This is a genomic window from Thermorudis peleae, assembly GCF_000744775.1.
GTDB lineage: Bacteria > Chloroflexota > Chloroflexia > Thermomicrobiales > Thermomicrobiaceae > Thermorudis > Thermorudis peleae.
The window spans coordinates 122,762-147,095 of sequence record NZ_JQMP01000003.1 but is presented as its reverse complement, the minus strand read 5'-3'; the positions used below and the strand labels follow the sequence as shown (position 1 = coordinate 147,095).

Sequence of the window (24,334 nt, the reverse complement as noted above, 5' to 3'; positions counted from 1 at the left end):
GACGATGCCGACGCAGCCGAGCAAGGAGCTGGAGCCGATTCCCAACCCCAAGCCGGACCGGGACTACGAGATCGAGATCACGACGAGCGAGTTCACCTGCGTCTGTCCCAAGACGGGGCAGCCGGACTTTGCCACGCTCACGATCCGGTATGTGCCTGACCGCTGGATTGTGGAGCTGAAGTCGCTCAAGTGCTATCTCTGGTCGTTTCGCAACGAAGGGCACTACCACGAGGCGGTGACGAACCAGATTCTGGATGATCTGGTGCGGGTGCTGCAGCCGCGGCGGCTGACGGTGGTGGCGGACTTCAACGTGCGGGGTGGGCTGCACACGGTGGTGACGGCGCGCTACGAGCGGACGGTGGAGGCGGCGCCGGCAGCCGCCGACTGAGCGCGCAGTGCCCCAGCGTGCGTTCGGCGGCGACGCCGGCGGCAGTGCCCAGCGCCGGGGCGGAGCCCGTCGCCGTGGCGATCGGGCGAGCGTTGCAGGGCGCTGGCAGGGCGGAGGGCGTGCCGCCGTGGGCGAGAACGCTCAGTGGGGGTGGGAGCCGTGCTCGGGCTGGCGCAGCTGGCGCAGCACCGCCTCAAGCAGCACTTCCAGCCGCTCGATGCGCTCGGTCAGGCTTGCCAGCAGTGCCTCGTGCCGCTCTTGCCGCGCCGCCAGGAACGTGACCCGGTCGCTGAGCCGCTTGAGTTGCTCGGTCGTGGTGCGCGCTTCGGCCGCGAGATCAGCCAGCGCCTCCTCCAGTCCCTGGAAGGCGGCGTCCGCCCCGTCCTGCCGCGCCTTCAGCCGCTGCAGCTGGCTCGTCAGCGCAATCACGCGCGTCGCGAGCTGGTCGTGGGCGCGGGCCAGTCCCTCCAGTTCATCGGACGGGCCGAGCCAGCTGGGCGAGAGCAGCGCACGCAGCAGCGCTTCACGCAAGGCGGGACTGTGGCGGAGACGATCGAGCAGGGCGGCAAGCTCAGCGTCGGAATCGGACATCACTCGTCCTTCCGTTCCCGTGTTAGGCCAAGAATACCAGGGGGCTGCTCCGGGCACTAGGGGGCAAGGACAATCCGGTTGCGCCCGCCTCGCTTGGCGGCGTAGAGCGCTTGGTCGGCGGCAAGCAGCAGGTCGCCGCGGTCGTGCGGCGGCGTGCTGACGGCGACGCCGATGCTCCCCGAGATCTGCACCGTCCCCACGCTCAGCGGGATCGGCTGGCGCAGCGCGTCCAGCAGCCGCTCGGCTAGCGGGTGAACCTCGGCGGGGTCGTCGAGCCGTTCGAACAGCACCGTGAACTCGTCGCCAGCGAAGCGGGCGACCGTGTCGCTCGCCCGGACGCTGCGGCGCAGGCGCTCGGCGATGGTCACGAGGAGTTCGTCGCCGGCCTGGTGGCCATAGGTGTCGTTGACGTCCTTAAAGCGGTCGAGGTCGATGAAGGCGACGGCGAGCGCGTGGCCCTCGCGGATGGCGTGTTCCATGGCGTGCTCGAGCCGGTCGTAGAAGAGTGTGCGGTTGGCGAGGCCGGTCAGCGGATCGTGGAGGGCCTGGAAGCGTAGCTGCTCGTCGGCCTGCCAGCGCTCGATGGCCAGGGCGCAGAGCTGGGCGGCCAGCTCCAGGAGCCGCCAGGTGTCGGTGTCGGGCTGGCGCGGCTCGCCGGCATACAGGGCGACGGTGGCGAGCACGTGGCCCGCGCTCGAACGCACCGGCATCGACCAGCAGGCGCGCAGGCCGTATTGCCGCGCCAGTTCCCGGTAGTCGGCCCAGTTGGGGTCAGTCTCGATGTCAGCAGTGACGACCGGCTCGCCGATCGCGGCCGCCCGCCCACAGGTGCCGCTGCCGGTCGGGGCGATGGCGAGGCCGTCGATAGCTCGCAGGTAGTCCGGCGGCAGGCTTGGGGCCGCGCCGTGCCGCAGCCGGCCGTGCTCGTCCACCAGCAGGATGCTCGCGCGCACGCCCGGCCGCTGCAACTCGATGATCCGGCAGATCGCCTCGAGCACTTCGCTCAGCGGCGCTTGCTGGACGATCCGCGACAGCACCATCGACTGCCCGAGCAGCAGTTGCTCGCTGCGCTTGCGCTCGGTGATGTCGAGGAACAGGCCGTGCCAGTAGAGCGGCAGTCCCCGCTGGTCGCGGACGAGGAAGGCGTCGCCGTAGGCCCAGACGTCGTGGCCGCGGGCGTGGCGGAAGCGGAATTCGCACTGGAAGCGGCCGCCGGTCTGGATGGCCTGGCTCCAGGCGGCGGTGAAGTGGGGCAGGTCGGCCGGATGGATGATCTGAGCCAGCAGCCCTTCCTCGGCCTGCCAGGCTTCCGGTGGGTAGCCGGTGACGGCCTCGATGTAGGGGCTGACGTAGAGCAGGCGCAAGGGGTCGCGGGCGTCGGCGAGGAAGAGCGCGGCCGGGATCTGCTCGACGAGCAGACGGTAGCGCTGCTCAATCGTCTGCCGCTGAAGTTCGGCCTCCTTCTCGGCCGTGATGTCGAAGAGCATGGTGTGGCGGAGGGCGCGGCCGCCGTCGCGCGGCACCCAGTGCGTGATCTGCCGCACCCAGATAGCGCGCCCGTCCTTGCGCACCAGCCGGTACTCGAGGTGCAGCGGGCTGCCGCCCGTGTGCTCGGCGATGGCGCGCAACACCCGGGCGCGGTCGCTCGGGTGCAGGCGGCTGATCGCGAGGCCAGATGCCATCCACTCCTCGGGCGTGTAGCCGGTGACGGCTTCGATCTGCGGGCTGACGTAGTGCATGTGGAAGTGTGGCAGGCCGTTGGCATCCCATTCTGGTTCGGCGTCGGCCACGATCAACGCGCCCGGCAGTTGCTCGACGAGCGTGCGGTAGCGGGCTTCGGCCTCGCGCAAGGCCTCCTCCGCCTGCTTCTGGGCGGTCACGTCGAACATGACGCCGTGAATGACCGTCGTGCCGTCGGCCGCGCGCTGGGGCATGCCCCGGTCTTGCACCCAGATGACGCGGCCGTCGCGCCGGATCATGCGGTAGGTGATCGTGAACGGCTGGCCGGCGGCCGCGGCGGCGTGAATCGTCTCGACGGCGGCCGGCAGGTCGTCGGGGTGGACGTGGCGCACCCAGGCGCGGGGCATCGCCAGCCACTCCTCGGGCGTGTAGCCGAGCAGCGCCTCGACCTGTGGGCTGACGTAGGTCGTGGCCTCGACCTCGGCCGCTGGCGCAAGGTAGACGACGACCGGCGCGGTCTCGAGGAGCAGCCGGTAGCGGGCCTGCAGCTCGCGCAGCGCGTCGACCGCTTCCCGCTCGGCCGTGATGTCGAGCAGCAGCTCTTGCCAAACGGGCGGCCCGCCGTTGCTGCGCACCAGCACCGCCTCGTGGCGAATCCAGGCAATGCGCCCGTCCTTGCGGATGATGCGGTAGACGGCGTGAAACGGCTGCTCCTGCTCCTCAGCTTCGAGGAACTGGCGGAGCACCCGCTCGCGGTCGTCCGGGTGCAGCATCCGCGCCCACGAGCCTGGCTTGCATACTTCCTCGAAGGTGTAGCCGGTGATCTCGGCGACTTTCGGGCTCAGATACCGCACGCGCCAGCCGGGAACACCGTCCGGCTGCGTCGTTGGCCGGCACTCTGTCACGAGCACCGCGGCTGGCAGTTGCTCGACGAGTGTGCGGTAGCGGGCTTCGGCTTCGCGCAGCGCGGCCTCGGTCGCTTTCTGGTCGGTGATGTCGAAGGCCAGGGCGATCCGGATCGGCTCGGGATAACCTGGCAGACGGACGGACGTCTCTTCGTGGCGCAGCCAGCGGACGCTGCCGTCGGGTGTGCAGATGCGGTATTCGATGCGCAGCGGGGCATGGGCAGCGTCGGCCTCGCGCACCGTCGCCACCACCCAGTCGCGGTCGTCGGGATGCAAGGCCCGTTCCCACGCGCCGGGCTGGTTCCACTCCTCGAGCGGGTAGCCGGTGACCTCGGCGACGTGGGCGTTCATGATCACAGACGGCAGGCCGGGCTGGCCGTCTCCCGCCGTGCTCGACGCCGGCAGGAAGACGACGAGCGCCGCCGGCAGTTGCTCGATGAGCTGGCGCAGCTGGTCGCGGGCCTGGCGCAGCGCTTCTGCAGCCTGTTTCTCGGCGGTCACGTCCGAGAGCAAGGCGATGCGGCAGCGGCCGGGCAGGCCGGGCAGGTAGCCCGACGTCTCTTCATGCCGCACCCAGATGACGTGCCCGTCCTTGCGCACGAGCCGGTAGTCGATGCGAACCGGCGTGTCGGTATCGTGGGCTGCGTTGATCGTCGCGACGACCCAGTCGCGGTCGTCGGGATGGAGGCTGCGGAACCAATGGCCGGGCGTGTCCCATTCCGCGGGCGTGTAGCCGGTCAGCGCTTCGATCTGCGGGGTGATGATCGGCGAGGGGTAGGCGGGCGTGCCATCGGGCAGGATCTGCCGCTCGGTGCTGACGACGACGAGTGCGGCCGGCAGGTGCATCACCAGTTCGCGCAGTTGCGCTTCGGCCAGCCGCAGGGCGGTGATGTCCGTGTGACGCCAGAGCGTGCCGATGCGTCCGGTTGGGCCATCGACAGGGATGACGTCGCGGCTGAGGATGCGGCCGTCGGCCAGGCGCAGCTCCTCGTTGCGCACGGTGACGCCGTCGGCGAGGCGTTGGGCCACGCCGGCGACGAAGCCCGCGGGATCAGCGAAGCGGAACCGGAGTGCGTCGGCCAGGTCGGGCCAGCGCTGGCCGATGACCGCCTCGGGGCTCGGCAGGTCGAACAGCTGGCAGAAGGCCGGGTTGACGTGTTGGATGCACTGCTCACGGTCGACAAAGAGCAAGGCATTGGGCGAGGCGGTGATGATGCCGTGGAGCAGGGCCGTGCGTTCGGCCAGAGCCATCAGCGCTGTTCGTTCGGTCGTGACGTCGCTCAATCGGCCGATCCAGAGTGGCAGCGGGCCCGGCAGGTGCACGGCCTCGACCGCGAGCCAGCGCGTCTGCCCGTCCGGCCCGCGCACGCGCAGCTCCGTCTGGTACGGCGTCGCAGTCGCGGTGGGGCGTCCGACCTCGCGCGCCAGCCGGGCGAGGTCGTCGGGGTCGATCGCCTGCGCGACGGCGGTGGGGTCGAGGCAGGCAGACCCGTCGTGGCCGAGCTGGCGCGCGGCATAAGGGCTCAGGTAGAGCAGGCGCAGGGCGTCGCTGCCGGATCCGGGCAGGCCGAGGGCGACGAAGAGCGAGACCGGCAGTTCGGCCAGGAGGGTATCGAGTGCCTGCCAGCCCGGGGCGGTCGTGTCGGGGCGAGCCAGCACGACCATGCCGCTGGGCAGCGCCAGCGCCTCGAGCGTCAGCCCAGCGGTGCCGGGGAAGGTCACCGGCTCGGCGGTCGGCGCGGCCAGCCAGGTGTGGAAGGCTGCGGGGTCAAGGCAGCGGCTGGCCAGCGCGTCGGCCAGGGCAGCGAGCGGCTGGCCGCGCACAGCGCTGGGCGCTGGCAGGTTGAGCAGCAGGCTGAACGCCTGGTTGGCCACGACCACCTGCCCGGTAGTGTCGCTCGCCAGCAGGCCGGTCGGAATCAGGTCGAGCAACGTTTCGGGCGTGGTGGCCGTCGCGAAGGTGAGCAGGCTGCTGGCCGACTGGTCGATCAGGACGCCCCACCACAGGCCAGGCTCGCCGTCGTCGCCGGGGAGCGTCACGGCGAGTTCGCGCACCAGCCGCGGCATGCCGTCGGCCGGCAGCAGGCGGTAGCGCTGGTCGAACGGCGTTGCGGCCTGCACGGTCTGCCAGCCGGTCTCGACGAGGCGGGGCAGGTCGTCGGGGTGGACGAGGCGCGACCAGGCGTGCGGGTCAGCGAGCGCCTCGAGCGGCTGGCCAAGCCAGTCGGCGAGCTTGGGCGACGCGGCGAGCACGCGCCGGGGCGGGCGCAGGTGGAGTAGGTAGGTGGCGACCCCCGGCAGGTTGCTGCAGAGCGTCAACAGGTGCTGGACGAGGAGTGCCGCCGGGCCGTGCCGCTCGGCGTGTGGGCGGAGCGTCCACCACGCGCCGGCCGGGCCGTCGGGCGTGAACAGCGGCGTGCTGACGACGTCGCAGAGCAGGCCGGTGCGGAAGCGCAGGACAGCCCAGGCCGGCTGGCCAGCGTGGGCGGCATCGAGCAAGGCCGTGGCGTCGTCAAGGCTGGCTGGGTCGAGGGCGGCCGTGATCGGCTGGCCAAGCAGGGCAGGCCCGTCCAGCCCAGCGAGCAGCGGCCCGCTGACATCGCGGACATGCCCGAGGTGGTCGAGTTGCAGGGCGGTGGCCGGCTTGGCGGTCATGACGGTCGGCATGCCCGGTTGTGGCAGTGTTTCCTGCCCCCCCCATATGTAGGAACGCCACGCGCCTGCGAGGCCTGGCTGCCCTGCTGCTGTCGCTGCGGATGGTGCTGCATTGCCCTGCCCCGAGCCCGCCAACACACTCAACCTGGCGGATGCCTACGGAGAAGTGTAGCGACGCCGCCACGCTGACACATTCCCCCAAAGGTACCACTTGGGCCGTTGCCCGCATGCTCCCTCCCGCGTGCCGTATGACCCATCGGCAGGCGCGCCACTGGCGCAGTGGTCATGGCTGGGGTGATGCGTGGTCTCCTCGCCGTTGCCGTGACCGGGCTCGCACACGCCGCCGGGCCTGCCGTGCGTGCAGAGCAGCGCCGCGTGCGCCGAACCCGATCAGCACAGCTGCCAGCACGACGCGGGCCAGCGGCGTCAGCGCGGGCCACGCCTGCACCGCCTCCGCCAGCGCTGCCACGCCGGCTGCCACGAGCACGGCAGCCGCTGGCGCCCAGCGCCGGGGCAGCCCCAGCCGCTTCAGCCCTGCGACAATCAGCGGCACCAGCACCAGGGCCGGTACCCCGAGCAGCATAATCCCATCAGCCGGATTTGCAGTTGGGGTCATCCCTGTCCTCCTTTCGTCATGGTGGATTGCCACGCACACTCCTCGTGCGAGGAGGTGCCATGCTGTCCGGCACCGTCGGCCGTCACGTGCCCCGGCGTGTGCCAGGGGGTGCGGCCGCGGTGATGCGCCGGTTCATACGCTGTTCACAGACCGGCGCGGCGTGTCCGCTATGCTCGCCCGCGGAAGAAAGGAGCATGGGCAGACCATGACCGACATGGCCAACCAGGGCATGCGATGGGGAACAGCGCTGCGGCCGTTGACGCGCCGGCAGATGCTGGCCGGACTGGCCGCTGGGGGCATTGCAGGCCTGCTGGCAGCGTGTCGTGGCTCAGCGCCAGCCACGCCAGTGACATCCAGCACGGGAGCAGGGAGCAACGCGACACCACAGGGAGCATCCGCTGCCCCGGCAACGGTTGGGCGCGCCACTGTGGAGTTAACCTTCTTCTACCCGGTCGGCGTCGCGGGCCCCCTCAGTAAGCTCATCCAGCAACTGGTCGATCAGTTCAACCAGAGCCATCCACAGGTTCACGTGACTGCCTCGTTCACCGGCGACTACACCAGCACGACCACCAAAGTGCTGACCGCGCTCAATGCTCATCAGCCGCCAGACGTGGCCATCCTGCTCTCGACCGACCTCCAGACGCTGCTCGACCTCAACGCCATCGTGCCGATCGACGCGTTCCTCAGCCAGGCCGGGCCCGACTTCGCCCTCGACGACTTCCAGCCCGCGTTCTTGAAGAACAGTCAGGCTCAGGGCAAGACCTGGAGTGTCCCCTTCCAGCGCAGCACGCCCGTGCTCTATGCCAACCAGGCAGCGTTGCAGGCAGCGGGCCGCGACCCCAACGCCTTGCCCCAGACCTGGGACGAGCTGGTGGAGGTGGCCCAGCGTGCCATGCAGACCGGCAAGGTCTCCTGGGGCGTCGAGATTCCAGCAACCGGTAGCGCCTACTGGTTATTCCAGGCGCTCTGCATTGAAGCCGGGCATGACCTCAATGGCGATGGCCCAGCGTCAGTTGCCTTTGACACCGCAGCATCCCGTACCGCACTCCACTGGATGGTGGATCTGAGCCGGACCATGCGCGTGATGCCGACCGGCGCAATCGACTGGTCGGCCACGCCAACCGACTTCGCCGCCGGCCACGTCGCCTTTGTCTACCACTCGACCGGGAGCCTGCGGGCCATCCTCAACCAGGCAAGCTTCCCGGTGGGCGTTGGCTTCTTGCCAAAGCGCGAGCAGTATGGGACACCGACGGGCGGCGGTAACCTCTACATCTTCCGCGAGATCCCAGCCGAGCGGCAGCAGGCCGCCTGGACATTCATTCAGTGGATGACGGCGCCTGAGCGCGCGGCTCAGTGGGCAATCGATACCGGCTATGTGCCGACGCGTCGCTCCGCACTGGAGACAGCAATCTGGCGCGACTACGTGGCCAAGACGCCGCAAGCACGGGTCGCCCTTGACCAGCTGGCGTATAGCTACCCGGAGTTGAACGGGCACCAGAGCGGGCAGCTGCAAAAGCTGGTCAGCGATGCCGTGCAGGCAGCGGTGACCGGCCAGAAGTCGCCTGAACAAGCGTTGGCTGATGCCCAGCGGCAAGCCGACCAGATTCTTGCAGCCTACCGGTGAGCCAATGGCGTGGCTTCGTGCTGATCCACCAGGTCAGGTAGCAGCGCCCGAGCGTCTGGCGTTGAGCCAGCCAGCGACGAGCCGTGCACCGTGGCGTAGCCAGCTACGCCAATCGCTCGTCGGCGTTGCCCTGGTACTGCCGGGCTTCGGTGCAATTGCGCTGTTCACGCTGTATCCGCTTGGCTCCCTGCTGTGGCTGAGTCTCCACCGGCAGAACCTGGCGCACCCGCAACCGCGTTGGGCTGGCCTCGCCAACTTCGCCGCCCTCGCCCACGACCCCCTGTTCTGGCAGGTGCTCCGCAACAGCCTGTGCTTCGTCGCGCTGACGACGCCCGCCGCGGTCGCCCTTGGCCTGGTGTTTGCCTGGTGGATGGAACATGCTCGGCCAGTGCAGGCGCTGGTCCGGTTCTGCTTCCTGCACCCGATCGTGCTGCCGCCGGTGAGCGTGGCGTCGGTCTGGCTGTTCTTGCTCACACCAGACTACGGGCTGGTGAGCCGCGTCGTCCAGTGGCTTGGCGGACCGGCCAGTCTTGCACTGCTCCGTGACGCGCGGACGGCACTCCTGGCGACGGCACTGGTGCACCTGTGGCGACAGGCCGGGTTCGCGGCCATCTTCTGGCTGGCCGGCCTGCATGCGCTCGATCCGGCGTTGACCGAAGCAGCACGGCTGGACGGCGCTGGGCGCTGGGCGTTGCTCCGGCATGTCTGGTTGCCACAGCTCTGGCCGATCGGCGTGTTTGTGAGCGCCCAGGCGACGCTGAGCGCGTTGCAGGCCTTTGACATGGTGTACGTCATGACGCAGGGCGGGCCGAACAACGCCACGAACCTCTTCCTCTTCCACATCTATGAGACGCAGTTCACGTTTGGCGACGTGGGGCAGGCCGCGGCACTCTCGGTCGTCTTCCTGCTGCTGGTGCTCGCGGTGACGCTGGCCCATGTGGTCGGCCTTGATCGGAGAGGAGCGATGACGTGAGCCGGCGCCGTTCCCCGGCGCGCTGGGCTGGGCAGGTGGTGACAACGGGCGGGGCACTGCTGGTGGCCCTGAGCTGGGCAGTGCCGCTCGGCTGGCTGGTGCTGACGGCGCTCCGGCCGGAACAGGACAGCGTGGCCAGCAGCCTGGTGCCGCATCGGCTGACGCTGGCCACGCTGGCAGCTGCGTGGCATGCCGCCCCGTTTGGGAGCTATTTACGCACGACCCTGATCGTGGCGGGCAGCATCGTGCTCCTGCAGACGGTGACCTCCTGCCTGGCCGCCTATGCCTTTGCCCGGCTGCACTTCCCCTGCCGCGACGTGCTGTTTGTGCTCTACCTTGTGCAGATGCTGATCCCGTTGCCGGTGCTGGTCACCCCGGCAACGCTGTTGGTGCGCCAGCTCGGCCTGGTGAACACGCGGTGGGCCATGGTGTTGCCCTATGTCGGCTCAGCGATGGCCACCTTCTTGCTGCGCCAGCATTTCCGGGCAATCCCGCCGGAATATGAGGACGCGGCACGGCTGGACGGGGCCTCGCTGTGGCAGGTGCTGTGGCATGTCTACCTGCCGCTGTCGCGCTCGGCCGTGGCGGCGTTTGCCCTGGTGTCGTTCAGTGCCCACTGGGATGAGTTTTTCTGGCCGCTGGTCGTCACGAGCGTCGATCGGGTGCGACCCCTGAGTGTGGGCCTGGCGCTGTTCACGCAGGCGAACGAGGCCGGCGCTGCCTGGCAGCTGATTGCAGCAGCGACGCTGCTGGTGGTCGGGCCAGTGTTAGGGCTGTTCGTCGTGCTGCGACGCGCGTTCGAGCGCGGTGTCCTCCAGAGCGGGCTGCGCTAATCACCGACATGCTCGCCCCATCCCCGCGTCTGCCGCGCAGGCCTGCGCAGCGACTGGCATGGCCGCTGGGTTAGGCAGGCCACCCGGCTGCGCTGACGTGCCCGTGTGGACGGCCTGTTGGCCCTGACCACGCGCTCCCCCGCCGGTTACCCACCTGTCCGATTCAGCGCGGCGAGCACGGTGCGGACCTGGTCCAGCAGCGCCAGGTGGACGTCCCACGGCGGGGCGTGCTCCGGCTCCCATACCAGCACCCCGCGCTCGAAGACCTGGACAACCCGCTCGCGGCCGTCGAGCACGGCGCGGAACTCGGTGCTCTGCGGGTAGCCGAGTACCAGCAGCGCCAGCCCCGCACGCTCCAGCCGCTCCCAGAACGCGCGGAAGCCGCCGCCGATGCCATAGCCCGTCTCCGGAAAGCGGCGCACCGCCCCCGCCGCGCTCGTGTCGCCACCCGGCGTCGTGCCCGGCTGGACTGGCCCGCTCAGCTGCGCGGCGACGTCGGCCAGCAGTTGCTCCCAGCGCCCCTCAGCCCGGATGCGGTGCGGACAGTCCTTGCCGCTCCAGTGGTGGTGCTGCACGATCTGCGCCGTGCCCAGCCCGAGTTGCCGGCCGAGCGCTGCCAGCAGCGCGACCAGGTTCGCCAGCGTGCGTGCCCAGTCGCCGTCGGCGTTGACGCAGGTCTCGATGGCGATCGCCGTGCGGTTGCCGGGCCCGTCAGGGCCGTCGCCAGCGTGCCAGGCCACCTCGTCGAGCGGCAGCAGCTGGATCGCCTCGTGGTCGTCGACGACGAAGTGGAAGCTCACGTGCTCGGGCCCGCCGCCGCTGGCTGCAAAGCGGCGGTGTGCCTCGGCGTTTGCGCCCGGCGCGGGGTTGGCCGTCTCGTGGACGGTCAGCCAACGGGGCGTCAGCGGCAACTCTGGGCGGTTCGGGCTGCCCGGCGGAATCAGCCCGAGGCGGACGGGCACCGCGCAGGCGGCGGTGTCGAGCAGGCGCATCGCACAATCCTCCTTCCATCACAACGCACGGGCTGGCACGATGCCGCGGGCGACGCGCTCGCGCCAGTCCAGCTCGTCGAGGGCGGCGACCAGCGCGGCCGAGACGAGCAGGTCGTCGTGCTGGCCTGGTGGCGCGCCCCACTGGACGAGGCGGTTCGGGCCAGGCAGCACGCGGTAGCGGCAGGCGCGCGCTTGCTGCCAGAAGAGCTGGGCGAGTTGAGCGGCTTCGGGGTCGCTGTGGGCCGCGTCGTAGTCGCGGTAGCGCCCGCGTTCGATCAGCCCGATGAAGCTCCAGGCCAGGGCTGACTTGCTGGCGAGCGTGAAGGTGAACGGGTGGACGCGCGCTGGCAAGGCGTGGCTGAGCGCGGCCGCCAGCCCCGCACCGAGGCCGGTCGCGTCGACGACGACGGCGACGGCGCGCCAGGCCTGGGCCAGCGCCAGCACCGCCTCGACCTGCCGGAGGTAGGCCACGTCGTTCCAGAGGTAGCGCCGCACGACCTCGTACACCGGCTGTGGCCCGCCGCTGAGCCGGACGACGGTGACAGCGGTCGCGTCGTGCGCCGAGTGTGGGTCGGCCCGCAGCGTGAGCTGGTCGGCCTCGGCGGCGCCCGCGACGTCGATGAGCAGGGCGTAGCGCTCGCCGGCCTGCGGGCGTTCGAGGGCCGGGTGCGCGCCTTGCATCAGGGCCAGCCGCTCGGGCGGGAAGAGCCGGCCGGCGTCGTCGAGCGGCACCAGCTCGTACTCCGTGCGGATGAACGGGTGGTCGGGGCCGAGCTGGGCGATCCGTTCGGCGACATGCTGGCCGTAGGCCGGCAGGAGCGCGGCGACCGTTCGCCAGGGGACGCGGAAGATGGCGGCTGGGTCATGGCCCTCCAGATAGGCGAGCTGGCGGGCAAGCAGGCCGTCGCTCGTCCACGGGGTGCCGAGCACAAGCTGGGGTGCGGCGGTGGCGGCCGTCATCGGGGCGAAGACCGCGTCCCAGCGGTCGGGTGCAATGTCCTGCGCCTCGTTGGCGACAAGCAGCACGCTGGCCGTGTGGCCGCGGGCGTGCGCAGCCGGCCCCGCCGAGACGTAGTGGACGACCGCCTGTCCCAGCCAAACGCTCGCACCCTCGCGCACGACCGGGCGGAGACCGAGCGCCCGCAGCCGTGGCGTGGCCAGCACCTCGAGCAGCCGGTCGCGGGCAATCAGCCCTTGCGGGCGAAAGGCCGGCACGGCCACCACGATGCTGCCGCCGCGCTGGCTGCAGCGGACGAGCAGGAAGGCCAGCAGCTGTGCCAGCGCTTCGTCCTTGCCCGACTGCCGGGCGAAGACCCACGCCAGCTGCCGCGGCGCGCCCGGCTGACGGCGTACGGCCGCCAGGACGGCCCGCGCGGCCTCGACCTGGTAGGGGCGGAGCGCGCGGTGGGGCAGGAACGCGCGCGAGAAAGCGGCGATGTCGCTGAGCGCCTGCCGCAGCCCGTGGGCTGGGTCAGGCGGGCCCAGCGTGTATGGACGGCGTCGTGCGCGGCGATGGCGGCTCATGTCGGCAACTCCAGCAGCGTCAGCTCGAGCGCGGTCGGGCTGCCGAGCGCCGAGGCTGGGCCGTCGTGCCGCTCGCGCATGGCCAGCAGGCGCACCCAGGCGGTCGAGCCATCGAGGTCGGTGAAGGCCAGTGGCGTGCCACGGCGCAGCGCCTGCCAGAGCGCGGCGACGCGCTGGGCTGGCGTGCGTGGCTCGACGCTGCCGTCGGGGCGCACGGCTGGGTCGTCGAGGCGGACGGCGAGGCGCCAGCTGCGGCGGAGGGCGTCGGCGGCCAGGCGCTCGCCCTCGACCCACAGGCTCAGCAGCCGGGGTGACCAGCTGGCCGGGTTGGCGACCGTGAGGCGGAGTTGCAGCGCCGGCGCGGCCACCGGCGGCGTCAGGCTGCGCGTGATGGCCGCGGTCCAGCCGGCGTCCTGCGGCGTCAGCGTGTCGCTCTGGCTGCCGCCTTGCCACGTCTTGCCGCCATCAATCGACCACTCGAGCGTGACCGTCGTCGTGCCGCTCGGCGCTGTCTCGCCAGGCCAGGCCAGCGTGGCCCCGCAGCGCGTCCAGAGGGTCGGCAGGTCGCGGGCGTTGCCGTCGAAGGGCAGCGTCGTCACGCTCCAGCCGGCGCGCAGCCCGGGTTTGCCCGGCCGTGGTCGCAGCTGGAAGGCCCGCAGCGTCTGCGCCCCGCCGAGCGCGACGACATCGGCGTCGTCAGCCTGGCCGCCGAACGGGGCGACGGCCAGACACGACAGGCCGTGTTCGAGCAGCCACCAGCGTGCGCCGTCGGCCGTGGCCCACACCTGGGGCTGCCCGCTCTGGCTCTCCGTCAGGAAGACGAGCAGCAGCCCGCCCGCGCTGACAGCACCGCTGGTGGCGAGGCCGCCGAGGCCAGTGGCGACGAAGCGCTGGGTGCCGTTGACGCGGGTGCGGTCAAGGGCCATGACCTGCTTGCCGATCCATGCGTAGAGCACGCCCTGGTGGGAGACGGCCCAGGCAAGGTCGTCGGGCTGGGTGAGCAGCGGCAGGCTGGCGACGGCGTCCACCGCGAAGCCGCTGGTGTCGGTCTCGGGCGTCGTCACGGCGTAGAGCGTCGTGCGGGTGGCGATGTGGCAGCGCCCGAGGTGGGAGACGAGGCGCAGCACCTCGCTGTCGAGTGTCTTGACGACCTGCGTCGTGCCGGAGATCCAGCGCGCCACCCGTGCCCGGTCGCTGGCGGCGGCGGGGGCGTAGATCAGGCCGCAGGGGTCGGCGCAGACCAGGCGCGCCTGGTAATTCGGGCTGGCGGTCGTGTAGGTGCCACTTGCGAGATCGTAGGTGCTCATCGCCGCTGTCGTGCCGTGGGCGAAGATCCACTGGCCGTTGCGCAACGTGGCGTCGAGCACCGGCGCGGCCAGCGTGCGGAGCGAGTTCAGGCCGGTGAGCGCGCCGCTGTTCACGACCGGCTGGTAGAGCACCGCGCCGCTGACGAGCAGGGCCTGGGCGTTCCAGACGGCGCTGCAGAGCGGCGTCGTGGTACTGAGCGAGGTGGTGAGGGGTACGTCTTTGCGGGCTGGCCCTGGGCCGAGCGCCTGGAACTCGGCTGGGAGCGCCCCCACCGTGCGCCAGAAGGCCGGCGACTGCGCGGGGGCAGTCAGTCGCAGGCGCTCGAGGGCTGGGCTGGCGGCAGCGTCGCGCCGGTAGCTGCCGGGCACGACGAGGTAGCCCTGGCCGTCGAGCACGATATCGGCAAGCGGGGCAGACATCGTTCCTCCTTTCTCACCAGACGACGGAGGCCGGCCGCACGCGCCGGCTGCGGGCAGTCCACTCGGCCGTGGCCCGCGCGCGCAGCGCCGCCAGCGCCTGCGTGGTATCAGGCGGCAGCGGGCCGCGCTTAGCGTCGGCCACCAGGCGCAGCTCAAGGGCCCGGCAGGCGGCCTCGGCCACCACGAGCGGCACGTCAGCGTCGGGCACCGGGAAGGCGGCCGTGTCGCTGGCTGGGAAGGCCCGGGGACGCCGGACGACGAGCGTGTAGCTCCCGGCGGCCAGCGGCGGTGTACTCAGCTGGCCGGCCACGACCTGCCAGCCTTCGACGGGCGCGCCGGTCGGGTCGAGCAGGCGGACAACGGCCAGCGTATCCGGCGGCAGGGGCAGGCTCGTCGTGCCGGCGCTCACCGCCAGCGTCGTGCGCGACTCATCGGGCCAGGCGGCCGAGTAGGCGGCGAGGGCGGCGGCAAGCGCGTCGTTGAGCGCGGCATCGTTCCAGAGCGGTGCGGCGGTGGTATCGTCGAGTTGGCGGCGGAGCTGAGCGCGGACGTCACCAAGCGTGGCCATCGGCTACCCTCCGTTCTGTTCCTGGGCGGCCAGCGCCTGTTGCTCGGCCAGTGCCCGCTGCCACTCAGCGGCTGGGTCGGTGACACCGAGCGCCGCCAGTGCACCCTGACGCGAGCGGATGCCAGCCCGCACCAGCGCGACCTCGGCCTCGACCAGCCGGGTGAAGTCCTGCGGCAGGATGGGCCCCCAGTTGACGACCGACTGGCGCGCCCCGCCGAAGTCATAGCCGCCGAACTGCTCGGCGAGTGCCAGGACGAGCGCGTTGCGCCGGCGGTAGATGCTCTCCCAGATGCGGCGCTTGCGCTGGACGCGCTGCACCAGCGGTTGCAGCTCGACTTCGAGCGCCGCGCCGCTCAGCTCGCGGCGTGGGTCGCCAAAGGCCGCGCGGGGGACTTCGGCCAGGTCGTGGATGGCGCGGTAGAGCAGCTCGATGGTGTCGATGTGCAGGCGCACGCCGCCCCCGGCGAGCAGGTCGAGCAGGTAGGCGCGCGAGTCGGGCGGCAGCTCCCAGACGGCGCCGGGTTCGGCGCGTACGCCGTCGGCGGCGGTCACGTTCTCCAGCACGACGATCGGGTTGCCGCTGACCTGGAGGATGCGGGCGAGCGTCGTGAGGCGGCGGTTCAGCTCGCGGCACAGGTCGAGGATGTCCGCCAGGTCGCTCTCGCCCCACAGGCTGTGTGGCCGCGGCGTGTTCGGGAAGATGACGTAGGGGATCGCGCCGTAAGGGTTCGGCTCGTCGCGCACGACCTGGCCAGCGACCTCGACGACCAGCCAGTCGGCCGTCCAGTCCTCGACGACCGGCACGGTCGCGGCCGCGTCGAGGGCGGGCAGCGGCACAGCGAAGGCCTGGGCAGCGCTCGCGGCTGGCAGCCAGTAGCGCTGGGCGACGCGCGTGAGCTGGCGCACGTTGTCGGGGGCGACCCAGGCGAAGAGCGTGGCTGGATCGATGGCGCTGACGCGAGGCTGGCCGGCCTGGGCGTCCCAGGTCACCTTGAACGCGCCGTCGCCGAGCACGGCCGCGTCGATCAGCGTCTGCTCATCGAGCGCGTGCCAGTCCTGCTCCTGCGCCAGCTGGTTCAGGTAGTGCTCGGCGGCTGGGGATGCGGGGACGGAGAACGTGACCGGCTGGGAGAAGACGAAGCTGGCCAGCTTGCGGACGAGCGCGCGGGCGTAGTTGACCGTCAAGCGGGTTTCGCCGGGACGCGGCGGGCGGTCCCACTGGTTGCCCTGATAGAAGTCGAGGTACTGCCGGTAGCGGGCCAGGCGGTCGTGATCGAGCGCGGCGAGGGCCTGCGCGCGGCTGAGCCGGTCGGTGAGCGGCGTTGTCGACATCGCAACTCCTTTCCCGCTGTGGGCCAGCGCCCGGGCGGGGGAGCCCGGGGCCGGCCCGACGGTGGCTAGTTGGCGGTGATGCCCTGCAGGCGGGCGACGCCGAGGTCGCTGGCGAGCGCCAGGCCGACGTACCACTTGACGCGCCAGCGTGTGGCGTCCTTCGTCTCGAGCGCGCCGACCCGTTCGACCTGGATGCCGCCGTGCTCGAGGCCCATCAGCCCGGCCGGGCCGAACTTGACGGCGTAGATCGAGCTGAGGCCGGTGCCGGAGCCGAGCGTCTCGCTGTCGCTGATGAAGTCGTCGACCAGGATCGGGATGCCGTCGTAGAAGAGGGCGCGGCGACCGAAGGCATCGACGTCGGTCTCGAGCAGGTTGCCGGAGGCCCGACGCAGGGCGCTGAGCTTGCGGCGCGAGCGCTTGCTCATCAGCAGGGCGTCGGGACGGCCCGGCTTGACCAGGTCGATCAGCTGATCCATCAAATCGAGCGTCAGGCTGCCGCCGTTTGCCCCCGGCGCGATCGTCTGCGCGGCCGAGACGAGCTTCTTGAGCCCGTCGAACTGCTTGGGGTTGGCGGCGCTGTCGCCGTTGTAGAACGCGTCGGAGAACGCGTGGGCTACGGCCTTGGCACGGCTCTCGAGCACCAGCGCCTCCAGATCGTTGGGGTCGGCGTAGGTCTGCTGCAGGAACGTATCGACGTCGGCGTCGCCACCAAGGATCTTGAGGCTAGCGGTTACCTGTGTGTAGGTCGGCGTCGCCTCGCTCCAGGTGTCGCCGACGTCGTACCAGCTGGCGGCCGGCAGTGTCGCCTCGCGGACGTAGGTCAGTGCCGTGCCGGTGACCTCGGTGAAGGGCAACAGCGCCAGCACACTCGACTCGCGGACGATCGTCTCGACGACGCCGCGCAGGAGCAGGTCATTGGTCAGTTTTGCGGCTTCGAGCTTCGTGAGGGCCATCAGCATCTCCTTTCGTACCGGTGACACGGACAATGGCAGGGAGGCATGCCTCCCCGCGCCTTCGCCAGCGTTCGCTGGCAGCGAGAACCGTGCGCTGCGCGCTTGCCGGCGTGCTGGCCGCCACATGTTGCCACTGTTTCGGCCGTGCCCTGGTCAGACGATTGTGCAGCTGCACAACAGCGTGCCGCGGCCACTGGGCGCCTGCCCGAAGCCGGGCGGGGTGGCCGGTGGCATCCTTGGTCGGCGCGTGGCGGCGGGTGGCCGAGAGGGGGGACAGCGGTGAGCGTGGCCAGCGTACTCGGCGCGGCGTTCGTTTTGGGCATTGCCTACTGTGCGCCGCCGGGGGCGGTGACCGCCGAGGCGACGCGGCGTGGGCTTTCCCAGGGATTCTGGGGCGCGTTCTGGGTTGAGCTGGGCTCGCTGGTCGGCGACGGCTGCTGGGCGGCGCTCGCGCTCGCTGGCGCGGCCGCGCTCGCCGAGCATCCGGCGACGCAGGCAGTGCTCGGGCTGCTGGGCAGCGGGCTGCTGCTGCGGCTCGCCTGGAGCGCCTGGCGGGAGACGCAGCAGCCGGTGCTTGCGCTGGCGGCCGGGCCAGGCAGCGGCCGCGGCGCGCTCGCGACCGGGGCCGTGCTCTCGCTGACCAACCCGTGGGCGATCGTCTTCTGGCTCGGCGTCGGCGGCGCGCTTGGCGGAGTCGAGGCCGAGACCCTGGGCCGGTGGGCGTACGCCCTGTTTCTCGGCGGGTTCTTGACTGCCGCGCTCGTGTGGTGCGTGGTGTTGGCTGGCCTCGCCGCCTGGGGACGGCGCGCGCTGCGGCCGAGCGTGTTCCGCTGGATCAGTGGGCTGTGTGCGCTGGCGCTCCTTGGGCTCGGGCTGCGGGCGGGCTGGCTTGCCCTGACGGCGCTCGGGGCGCTCCTCGGCTAGCGACGCAGGCGCAGGCCGTGCGCAATTTTCGCGCTCGGACTGAGCTGCTCGACCGGCAGTGGCAGCGGATCGCGCGGTGGCTGTCCGGCCGGCAGGGTCTGGGCCGCGATCCGGCGGGCGAGTTGCTCGGCCCGCTCCGCGCTCGCGACGAGCGCTGCAAGCGTGTCGCCGGTCACGAGTTCGGGCGGTGCGCTCGGGTAAGCGCGGAGCACGAGCGCGCGGAGCGCTGCCAGCGTCGCCTCCTGCTCCACCGTCTCCGCCCGCGCTGGCTCTCTCGCTCCCGGCATTGCCGCCGCGCCCGCCAGTTCCGGGGCCGCTTCCGGCGTCACGGCCGTCTCCATCGGCTCAGCCGCGTGTGACACGGCATCGTCCATTGTGCTCCTCCTTTCTTCGTTTCACGCTCGCTTCGCATAACCGGCGAGGTCGACGGTGCCGACTGGCTCTCCCGCTGCCGGCGTGCGGAGCCTGCGCCGGAATCCCTGGTTAGCCCAGCCCGGTTAACCGCAGCAGCAACTCCACGAGCACACTCCCGGCGATCAGCGTGAACAGTTGATCGAGCCGGCTCCGGATCTCCGCCACATCACGCGCGAGCGCGTCGACCATCTGCCGCGTCATCGCCTCGTAGGGGCTAGCTGGCGCGAGTGGGTCGGCGCCGCCCGCTGAAGGCGGAACGGGTGGCTGGTGCGTTGGGCACGGTGTCATCAGCGATCCTCCTCAGCATCAAGTGCAGCCAAGACCGCGTGGAGCGCGGTGGCATCGCCAGCGGACGCTGCGCGCTCAAGCTGCCTGAGGCGAGCGAGTGCCGTGAGGACGCGGGGCAGCGCCTGCGCCAGGCGGACGAGGTCGCGTTCGGCGAGCAAGAGTGCGACGGCCAGCGCGCGGAGTGCAGCCGCTTCGGCGGCGAACGACGGTGCGCGGGGGTCGGCGCGTTGCAGGCGTGTGGCGGCGCGGGTGAGCAGCGCGGCGACCGGCTCGGGTAGTTCAGCAGGCGACGGCATCATCCCTCCGTTTCGTGTGGTCGCCTCGCCGACGTCCCGCTGCTCCACGGGGGAGCAGGGGACGAGGACGGGGGCGGTTGGGTGACCCTCTACTCTTATCAAGACACCGAGCGGGGCAAAAACCGCCAGGCGATTTTGTCCGCGCGGCTTGCCTTGCCGAGCGGCAGGCCTTGGGGGGCTGATGCAGTTGATGGAAGCGCCACGGGAGAGGGCGTCGCAGCGCTGTGATACGCTGGGGGCAGGTGTTCCGCTCGGTGCCAGGGCGAGGCTGCGGGGAGGTTAGGCGCTGAGGAGGCGGGGGCGACGGGGCAGCAGCAGGACGAGCGGCAGGCCGAGCAGCCCGAGCCAGGCGAACCACCAGAAGGCCGGCGTCTCACCGAGCCAGCCAGCGAGCGCGCCAAAGGCGATCGCTGCCAGGCTCTGCCCACCGAAGTTGATCGCCAGCACCAGCCCCGACATCGGCCCGCGCGCTTCCGGCAGGATGTCGTTGGCCAGCGCCAGCGTCACGGGCCGCGCAGCCATCAGCGTCAGCCCGATCAGCACGACCAGCCCGAGCACCCACCAGCTGCCGTTCTCCAGCGCCAGGTAGAGCAGGATCAACGGCGTGCTGAGACCAGCCGAGAGGGCCAGCGCCGTCCGCCGGCCGATGCGGTCGGAGAGCACGCCGCCGATCAACCCGCCGGCGACGCTACTGGCGTAGAGCACGGAGAGCGCGATGCCGCCGTACCATTCGCTACGGCCGCGCGAGACCAGGAGCTGGTCAAGGAAGTAGCTGAGTGGGCTGAGTGCCGCGGTGTTGATCCCGGTGTAAGTCAGGAGGACGACGATCGGCCGCCAGTGCTGGCGGAAGAGCGTGCCCAGCTGCTGCTCGCCGCGCCGGGCCCGGCTGGCGGCGTCGGCTGCCCGGGTGTCGAGCCAGCGCCAGAGGCTGACGCCGCAGAGCACGCCGAGCACCATCACCAGTGGCGTCGCGTGGAAGCCGAGGAGCGCGATCACAGCCGTAATCACGACCGGGCCGATCGTGCGTGCCAGGTCGCCGCCGGCCATGAAGATGGCCATCGCCCGGCCGAGGCGCTCGCCGCCAAACTCGCCGACGAGCGAGATAGCCGGAGCATGGAAGACGGCTGAGGCCAGGCCAGAGATCAGCAGGAGGCTGAGGGCAAGCCAGATGTTCGGCGCCAGGCCGATCAGCGAGAGCGCGATGGCGGCTGTCGTCGGGCCGAGGATGACGAACCAGCGGCGGCTGGTGCGTTCAGCCAGTTCGCCGATGAACGGCTGGAGGAGCGAGGGCAGTTGCTGGGCGGGCACCATCAGGCTCGCCAGGGTGAGCGAGACGTGGAGATGGGACTGGATCGCCGGGATGAAGACGCCGAGGAAGGACGGGTAGATGTCGTGGGAGAAGTGGGCCCAGGTGAGGAGCCAGACGCCCCGCTCATCGCCGCCCTGCGCGCGCTCGCCCGGCCGCGTGGCCTGGGCGTGACGTGCCTGCCCAGCTGCCGCAGCCGCCGACTGTGCCCCTCGCTGGACTGCTGCACTGGGCAGCCCTCGCTCGACCATGGTATCCCGATCCCCTTCTCGTCGACGTGCCCCGCTTGCCGGTCGCAGTGTGCCTGCTCTCCATGTGCGGCTGCCGCTCAGTATACCCTAGCATGGCATGGCTGCCGCCCTCTTGTTCATTCATACTGAACCTGGACGCGCCACGCCGCAGTCCTGGCCGCCTGCATTCCGGTCTGAACGAATGTGCCCACGCCAGCCAGCCTGGCGGAGCGCCCAGACCGATTCTCGCCCATTGGCTGGGCAACGTGCGACAATGCTGCCTGGACAGGCTGTGCCTGCGCTGCGCAGCCAGCGTTGGAAGACGGTGGGAAAGGACGGAACGATGCGGCTGGTGACCTATACCCTGCGTGGGTGGACGAGCGTTGGTGTCGTCGACGATGGCCTCATCATCGATGTACCCCGGGCCTATGCCATGCTGCTGGCCGACCGTGGTGTCAGCGACGCGCCCGGTCGTGCCCTGGCCGAGTGCCCGCCTGACCTGGTGACGCTGCTTGCCCGCGATGGGCTCGAGCGTGCTCGCGAGGTCGCCGCGGCGGTGATCGAGCAGCTGCCTGACAAGCGCGACCGCTTCGCAGCCGCTGGGATCATCGCCGCGCTGGATGATCCTGCCGTGCAGCTCCGTCCTCCGCTGCTCCGCCCGGACAAGATCATCTGCCTTGGGCTCAACTACGCCGACCATGCGGCCGAAAGCGGCGCGGCGGTGCCGCAGTACCCTGAACTGTTCAGCAAGTTCCCGAGCACTCTGATCGGCCCGGGCGAGCCGATCGTGCTTCCCCGGGTAAGCCAGCAGGTTGACTATGAAGCCGAACTGGCGGTCGTGATCGGCCGGCCTGGTCGCTTCATCCCCGCCGACCGCGCGCTCGACTATGTGGCGGGGTACACCATCCTCAACGACATCAGCATGCGCGATTTCCAGTTCCGTGGCCGGCAATGGCTGCCGGGCAAGACGTTCGACCGCTCGACGCCGGTTGGGCCGTGGCTTGTCACGGCCGACGAGGTGCCTGATCCCCAGAACCTCACGATCACCACGGAGGTGAGTGGTGCGGTGCTGCAGCACTCCAACACCCGCGAGATGATTTTCCCGGTCGCCGAGACCATCGCCTACCTCTCGCAGATTGTCCAGCTGGTGCCGGGCGATCTCATCGCGACCGGCACCCCTGCTGGCGTCGGCTTCGCCCGCAAGCCACCACGCTTCCTGCAGCCAGGCGATGTCGTGCGGGTGACCATCGAACGCGTTGGGACGCTCGAAAAACCCGGTCGTGGCTGAGGGATAACACGCCCAGCGCGCTGGATCTGCGGCGGCGCTGTGCCCTGCGGGTGCTGTGCTATTCGGCGCGGCAGCTGGCGGCCGGCGTGCGTCGGGGGTAGGCACGCCGCCAGCCGGCTGCGCTGCCGTGATACCGAACCGGGCGAGCTGCTCCGGGGTGCCTATGGTCGCGGCCCGGCGTCCCGCGGTGTCCCGGTTGCTCCTGAACGCCAGCTGCCGTTTGCCGTTTTTCTTTGGTGTCAGGCTAGGGGGAACCGTGACGCATGGTGGCAGGTCGCGCGGGCCGTTGGCCCTGGGTGTCAGGCCAGAGGGCGTGTTCCGATAGGATACTTGACAGGCTACCGAGTAGATTGTATGCTCACCGTATCGCGGCCCGACTGGGTCAGCCGGTACGGCACGAGAACCCCATCCTTCTCCCACTGCAGCGTAGGCTATGGCTGCCGTCCCCGGCGAACACGGCGAGGCGGCCGCGACGGCGACTGCGTGCGGTGTGGGCGGGCCAGGCGACCGTGCCCGTCCAAGAGGGAGGGGAGGAAGTGCAATGACCCACTGGTCGCGTCGATTGATCGTCACGTTCGCGCTGGTCCTGGCACTGTGCGTGCCGGCGTGGCTGGCCATCCCGGCCCAGGCTCAGGCCGATCCCCTTGCCCCATACCGTGGCCAGATGCGAGGCCGGATCGACCTCGAGGCCGCGCTCGCTACTCTCGATCTCCCAGCCCACTACCAGCGTATCGTCGGCACCGATGACCGGCAGCGGGTCGCCGATACGACTCGCTTCCCGTTTTCGGCCATCGCGCTGCTGATCGGACAGGATGCAGCCGGTCGCTATTACGGCTGCACGGCGTCCATCATCGGCGTTGATGTGGCGTTGACCGCTGCCCAGTGCATCTACGATCCTCAAACGAAGGGCTTTGCTAACGACATCCTGATCATCCCGGGCGCTGATGTCGTTGGCGGCAAGCTCTTTGCTCCGTTTGGCGTGGCACAAGCGGCCCAAGCGTTTGTGCCGCGCGGCTGGATCGACAGTGGCGGCAACGAGCTCTACGACTATGGCCTCGTGCTCCTGGATCGTGCTGTCGGCATGGCAACGGGAACGCTAGCGCCGGTCAACCTGTCCTTGTCATCGCTGGCAAGTGGCGCGTTTCGCTATGTTGTGCTGGGCTATCCAGCCGATAAGGAGATCGGGACGCAGTGGGGGATGGTCGCGCAAGGCTTCACGAACGTCTCCGAGGTGTTCCTTGGAACCGATGCCGATATCACAGTCGGGATGAGCGGAGCCCCGCTTCTTTCTTATCAGGATCTCAGTATTGTCGGCATCATGTTGTTCCAGTCCAGCACCAGCAATGTTGCGCGGCGGGTCAATAGCGACTTCCTCACGATGCTGCACAAGATCTGCGCAGACAACGGCTGCACGTTTGCTCAGTCCTCGACGCCTGGGACTGGCGTGATCACGCCAGCGCCGCAGCCGACGCCGTTACCCATACCCCAGCCGACTCCGACGCCCGAGCCCAGCCCGCAACCGACGCCCGCGCCATCACCGCAGCCGCAACCGACACCGCAACCAGCGCCCAGCCCGCAGCCCGCACCCGGGCAACCAGCCGCAAGCGCACTCGCGGCTGCGGCTCAGCCAGCCCAGCCCATCGTTAATCCCAACTGTCTCTATTTCTCCCAGACGCGCCATAACCTCTGCAGCGGCTTCTTGGGCTACTGGCGTCAATTTGGCGGGCTCGCGCTCTTCGGGTATCCCCTCACTGAGGAATACACCGATCCCCAGACCGGCCTCGTGACCCAGTGGTTCGAGCGTGCCCGCTTCGAATGGCATCCTGGGGAGTTCCCCCAGCGCTATGACGTTTTGCTCGGCCTGCTTGGCAACGAGCTCATCCAGTCACGTCGTGGCGAGCCTGCGTTCCAGCGTTTCCAGCCTCGCCCCGGCTGCCGCTTCTTCCCGGAGACCGGTCACAACCTCTGCGGAGGGTTCCTGGCCTATTGGGAGCAGAACGGCGGGCTAGCAACGTTCGGCTTCCCGATCTCCGAAGAACTGCAGGAGGTCAATCCCGATACCGGCAAGGTCTACACAGTCCAGTACTTCGAGCGCGAGCGGTTTGAGTGGCACCCGGGCGAAAACCCCCAGCAGTTCGACGTCTTGCTCGGCCGTCTTGGCGCCCAACTCCTTGCCGTTCGTCTCAATCCGTAGCACACGCCTGTCTGGTCATCGCAGTGCGCCCGC

Annotated in this window: 20 protein-coding genes; 7 read left to right on the top strand and 13 right to left on the bottom strand. The window is 70.3% G+C overall.

Going from position 1 to position 24,334, the window contains the following annotated elements:
- Nucleotides 1–4: 4 nt before the first annotated feature.
- Nucleotides 5–388 carry a preQ(1) synthase gene (queF, locus tag N675_RS03695; protein WP_038038129.1) on the top strand — a complete coding sequence of 128 codons (384 nt, stop codon included), beginning with the start codon at nt 5–7 and terminating at the stop codon, nt 386–388.
- Between the two features lie 141 nt (nt 389–529).
- Here the strand turns inward: queF and N675_RS03690 are convergent, their stop codons facing one another.
- The 3 genes from N675_RS03690 to N675_RS14245 form a co-directional block, all read right to left on the bottom strand.
- Nucleotides 530–979 carry a hypothetical protein gene (locus N675_RS03690; protein WP_038038128.1) on the bottom strand — a complete coding sequence of 150 codons (450 nt, stop codon included), beginning with the start codon at nt 977–979 and terminating at the stop codon, nt 530–532.
- Between the two features lie 56 nt (nt 980–1,035).
- Nucleotides 1,036–6,219 carry a PAS domain-containing protein gene (locus N675_RS13510; RefSeq protein ID WP_197066267.1) on the bottom strand — a complete coding sequence of 1,728 codons (5,184 nt, stop codon included), beginning with the start codon at nt 6,217–6,219 and terminating at the stop codon, nt 1,036–1,038.
- A gap of 283 nt (nt 6,220–6,502) precedes the next feature.
- Nucleotides 6,503–6,835 (bottom strand): hypothetical protein, encoded by a 333-nt coding sequence (locus N675_RS14245; protein WP_038038127.1) that lies wholly within the window; start codon nt 6,833–6,835, stop codon nt 6,503–6,505.
- A gap of 205 nt (nt 6,836–7,040) precedes the next feature.
- On the opposite strand from N675_RS14245, the gene N675_RS03675 reads away from it, so the two are divergent.
- From N675_RS03675 to N675_RS03665, 3 genes are read left to right on the top strand one after another with little or no spacing between them, the layout of a single operon-like run.
- The gene (locus N675_RS03675; protein WP_051914076.1) at nt 7,041–8,459 is read left to right on the top strand and encodes an ABC transporter substrate-binding protein; all 1,419 of its coding nucleotides are present in this window, start codon (nt 7,041–7,043) and stop codon (nt 8,457–8,459) included.
- Between the two features lie 4 nt (nt 8,460–8,463).
- Nucleotides 8,464–9,432 (top strand): carbohydrate ABC transporter permease, encoded by a 969-nt coding sequence (locus tag N675_RS03670; RefSeq protein WP_051914074.1) that lies wholly within the window; start codon nt 8,464–8,466, stop codon nt 9,430–9,432.
- Nucleotides 9,429–10,265 (top strand): carbohydrate ABC transporter permease, encoded by an 837-nt coding sequence (locus tag N675_RS03665; RefSeq protein WP_038038126.1) that lies wholly within the window; start codon nt 9,429–9,431, stop codon nt 10,263–10,265. The genes N675_RS03670 and N675_RS03665 overlap by 4 nt, the downstream gene beginning before the upstream one ends.
- A gap of 146 nt (nt 10,266–10,411) precedes the next feature.
- Here N675_RS03665 and N675_RS13505 read toward each other — a convergent pair whose 3' ends face one another.
- From N675_RS13505 to N675_RS03635, 6 genes are all read right to left on the bottom strand, one after another.
- Nucleotides 10,412–11,257 (bottom strand): N-acetylmuramoyl-L-alanine amidase, encoded by an 846-nt coding sequence (locus N675_RS13505; RefSeq protein ID WP_051914072.1) that lies wholly within the window; start codon nt 11,255–11,257, stop codon nt 10,412–10,414.
- An 18-nt stretch (nt 11,258–11,275) separates the two neighbouring features.
- On the bottom strand, nt 11,276–12,781 hold the full coding sequence (locus tag N675_RS03655) for a phage terminase large subunit family protein (RefSeq protein WP_081886837.1): 1,506 nt from the start codon (nt 12,779–12,781) through the stop codon (nt 11,276–11,278).
- A complete protein-coding gene (locus N675_RS13500; protein ID WP_051914070.1) occupies nt 12,778–14,508 on the bottom strand; it encodes a hypothetical protein in 1,731 nt (576 codons plus the stop codon). Before N675_RS13500 ends, N675_RS03655 begins: the two co-directional genes overlap by 4 nt.
- A 13-nt stretch (nt 14,509–14,521) precedes the next feature.
- A complete protein-coding gene (locus N675_RS13495) occupies nt 14,522–15,076 on the bottom strand; it encodes a hypothetical protein (RefSeq protein ID WP_051914068.1) in 555 nt (184 codons plus the stop codon).
- A gap of 3 nt (nt 15,077–15,079) precedes the next feature.
- Nucleotides 15,080–16,408, bottom strand: coding sequence for a phage portal protein (locus N675_RS03640; protein WP_038038124.1), 1,329 nt, complete (start codon nt 16,406–16,408; stop codon nt 15,080–15,082).
- Between the two features lie 65 nt (nt 16,409–16,473).
- Nucleotides 16,474–17,361: a major capsid protein gene (locus N675_RS03635; protein WP_038038123.1), complete on the bottom strand. Its 888-nt coding sequence runs from the start codon at nt 17,359–17,361 to the stop codon at nt 16,474–16,476.
- Nucleotides 17,362–17,640: 279 nt separating this feature from the next.
- On the opposite strand from N675_RS03635, the gene N675_RS03630 reads away from it, so the two are divergent.
- Nucleotides 17,641–18,285: a LysE family transporter gene (locus N675_RS03630; protein WP_051914065.1), complete on the top strand. Its 645-nt coding sequence runs from the start codon at nt 17,641–17,643 to the stop codon at nt 18,283–18,285.
- Here N675_RS03630 and N675_RS03625 read toward each other — a convergent pair.
- The 4 genes from N675_RS03625 to N675_RS03610 all read right to left on the bottom strand — a co-directional run bounded on the left by N675_RS03625 (nt 18,282) and on the right by N675_RS03610 (nt 20,840).
- Complete coding sequence (locus N675_RS03625) at nt 18,282–18,572, bottom strand: hypothetical protein (RefSeq protein WP_156100808.1); 291 nt, start codon at nt 18,570–18,572, stop codon at nt 18,282–18,284. The two genes, N675_RS03630 and N675_RS03625, sit on opposite strands and share 4 nt — an antisense overlap.
- Nucleotides 18,573–18,768: 196 nt before the next feature.
- Nucleotides 18,769–18,987, bottom strand: a complete 219-nt coding sequence (locus N675_RS03620) for a hypothetical protein (RefSeq protein WP_038038121.1) — start codon at nt 18,985–18,987, stop codon at nt 18,769–18,771.
- Complete coding sequence (locus N675_RS03615) at nt 18,987–19,286, bottom strand: hypothetical protein (protein ID WP_156100807.1); 300 nt, start codon at nt 19,284–19,286, stop codon at nt 18,987–18,989. The genes N675_RS03620 and N675_RS03615 overlap by 1 nt, the downstream gene beginning before the upstream one ends.
- A gap of 276 nt (nt 19,287–19,562) precedes the next feature.
- Nucleotides 19,563–20,840 carry an MFS transporter gene (locus tag N675_RS03610; protein ID WP_038038119.1) on the bottom strand — a complete coding sequence of 426 codons (1,278 nt, stop codon included), beginning with the start codon at nt 20,838–20,840 and terminating at the stop codon, nt 19,563–19,565.
- Between the two features lie 322 nt (nt 20,841–21,162).
- Here N675_RS03610 and N675_RS03605 point away from each other — a divergent pair, with 322 nt between their 5' ends.
- Nucleotides 21,163–22,107, top strand: coding sequence for a fumarylacetoacetate hydrolase family protein (locus tag N675_RS03605; protein WP_038039234.1), 945 nt, complete (start codon nt 21,163–21,165; stop codon nt 22,105–22,107).
- Nucleotides 22,108–22,648: 541 nt separating this feature from the next.
- Nucleotides 22,649–24,301 carry a trypsin-like serine peptidase gene (locus N675_RS13490; protein ID WP_051914061.1) on the top strand — a complete coding sequence of 551 codons (1,653 nt, stop codon included), beginning with the start codon at nt 22,649–22,651 and terminating at the stop codon, nt 24,299–24,301.
- Nucleotides 24,302–24,334: the final 33 nt, after the last annotated feature.

Bases quoted from the DNA above. Each gene is read 5' to 3' on its own strand.
- N675_RS03605 (WP_038039234.1), top strand. From the start codon at position 21,163: ATGCGGCTGGTGACCTATACCCTGCGTGGGTGGACGAGCGTTGGTGTC.
- N675_RS03670 (WP_051914074.1), top strand. From the start codon at position 8,464: ATGGCGTGGCTTCGTGCTGATCCACCAGGTCAGGTAGCAGCGCCCGAG.
- N675_RS13490 (WP_051914061.1), top strand. From the start codon at position 22,649: ATGACCCACTGGTCGCGTCGATTGATCGTCACGTTCGCGCTGGTCCTG.
- N675_RS03620 (WP_038038121.1), bottom strand. From the start codon at position 18,987: ATGACACCGTGCCCAACGCACCAGCCACCCGTTCCGCCTTCAGCGGGC.
- N675_RS13495 (WP_051914068.1), bottom strand. From the start codon at position 15,076: ATGGCCACGCTTGGTGACGTCCGCGCTCAGCTCCGCCGCCAACTCGAC.
- N675_RS03610 (WP_038038119.1), bottom strand. From the start codon at position 20,840: ATGGTCGAGCGAGGGCTGCCCAGTGCAGCAGTCCAGCGAGGGGCACAG.
- N675_RS13500 (WP_051914070.1), bottom strand. From the start codon at position 14,508: ATGTCTGCCCCGCTTGCCGATATCGTGCTCGACGGCCAGGGCTACCTC.
- N675_RS14245 (WP_038038127.1), bottom strand. From the start codon at position 6,835: ATGACCCCAACTGCAAATCCGGCTGATGGGATTATGCTGCTCGGGGTA.
- N675_RS03625 (WP_156100808.1), bottom strand. From the start codon at position 18,572: ATGCCGGGAGCGAGAGAGCCAGCGCGGGCGGAGACGGTGGAGCAGGAG.
- queF (WP_038038129.1), top strand. From the start codon at position 5: ATGCCGACGCAGCCGAGCAAGGAGCTGGAGCCGATTCCCAACCCCAAG.
- N675_RS13510 (WP_197066267.1), bottom strand. From the start codon at position 6,219: ATGACCGCCAAGCCGGCCACCGCCCTGCAACTCGACCACCTCGGGCAT.
- N675_RS03655 (WP_081886837.1), bottom strand. From the start codon at position 12,781: ATGAGCCGCCATCGCCGCGCACGACGCCGTCCATACACGCTGGGCCCG.
- N675_RS03635 (WP_038038123.1), bottom strand. From the start codon at position 17,361: ATGGCCCTCACGAAGCTCGAAGCCGCAAAACTGACCAATGACCTGCTC.
- N675_RS03615 (WP_156100807.1), bottom strand. From the start codon at position 19,286: ATGATGCCGTCGCCTGCTGAACTACCCGAGCCGGTCGCCGCGCTGCTC.
- N675_RS13505 (WP_051914072.1), bottom strand. From the start codon at position 11,257: ATGCGCCTGCTCGACACCGCCGCCTGCGCGGTGCCCGTCCGCCTCGGG.
- N675_RS03640 (WP_038038124.1), bottom strand. From the start codon at position 16,408: ATGTCGACAACGCCGCTCACCGACCGGCTCAGCCGCGCGCAGGCCCTC.
- N675_RS03675 (WP_051914076.1), top strand. From the start codon at position 7,041: ATGACCGACATGGCCAACCAGGGCATGCGATGGGGAACAGCGCTGCGG.
- N675_RS03690 (WP_038038128.1), bottom strand. From the start codon at position 979: ATGTCCGATTCCGACGCTGAGCTTGCCGCCCTGCTCGATCGTCTCCGC.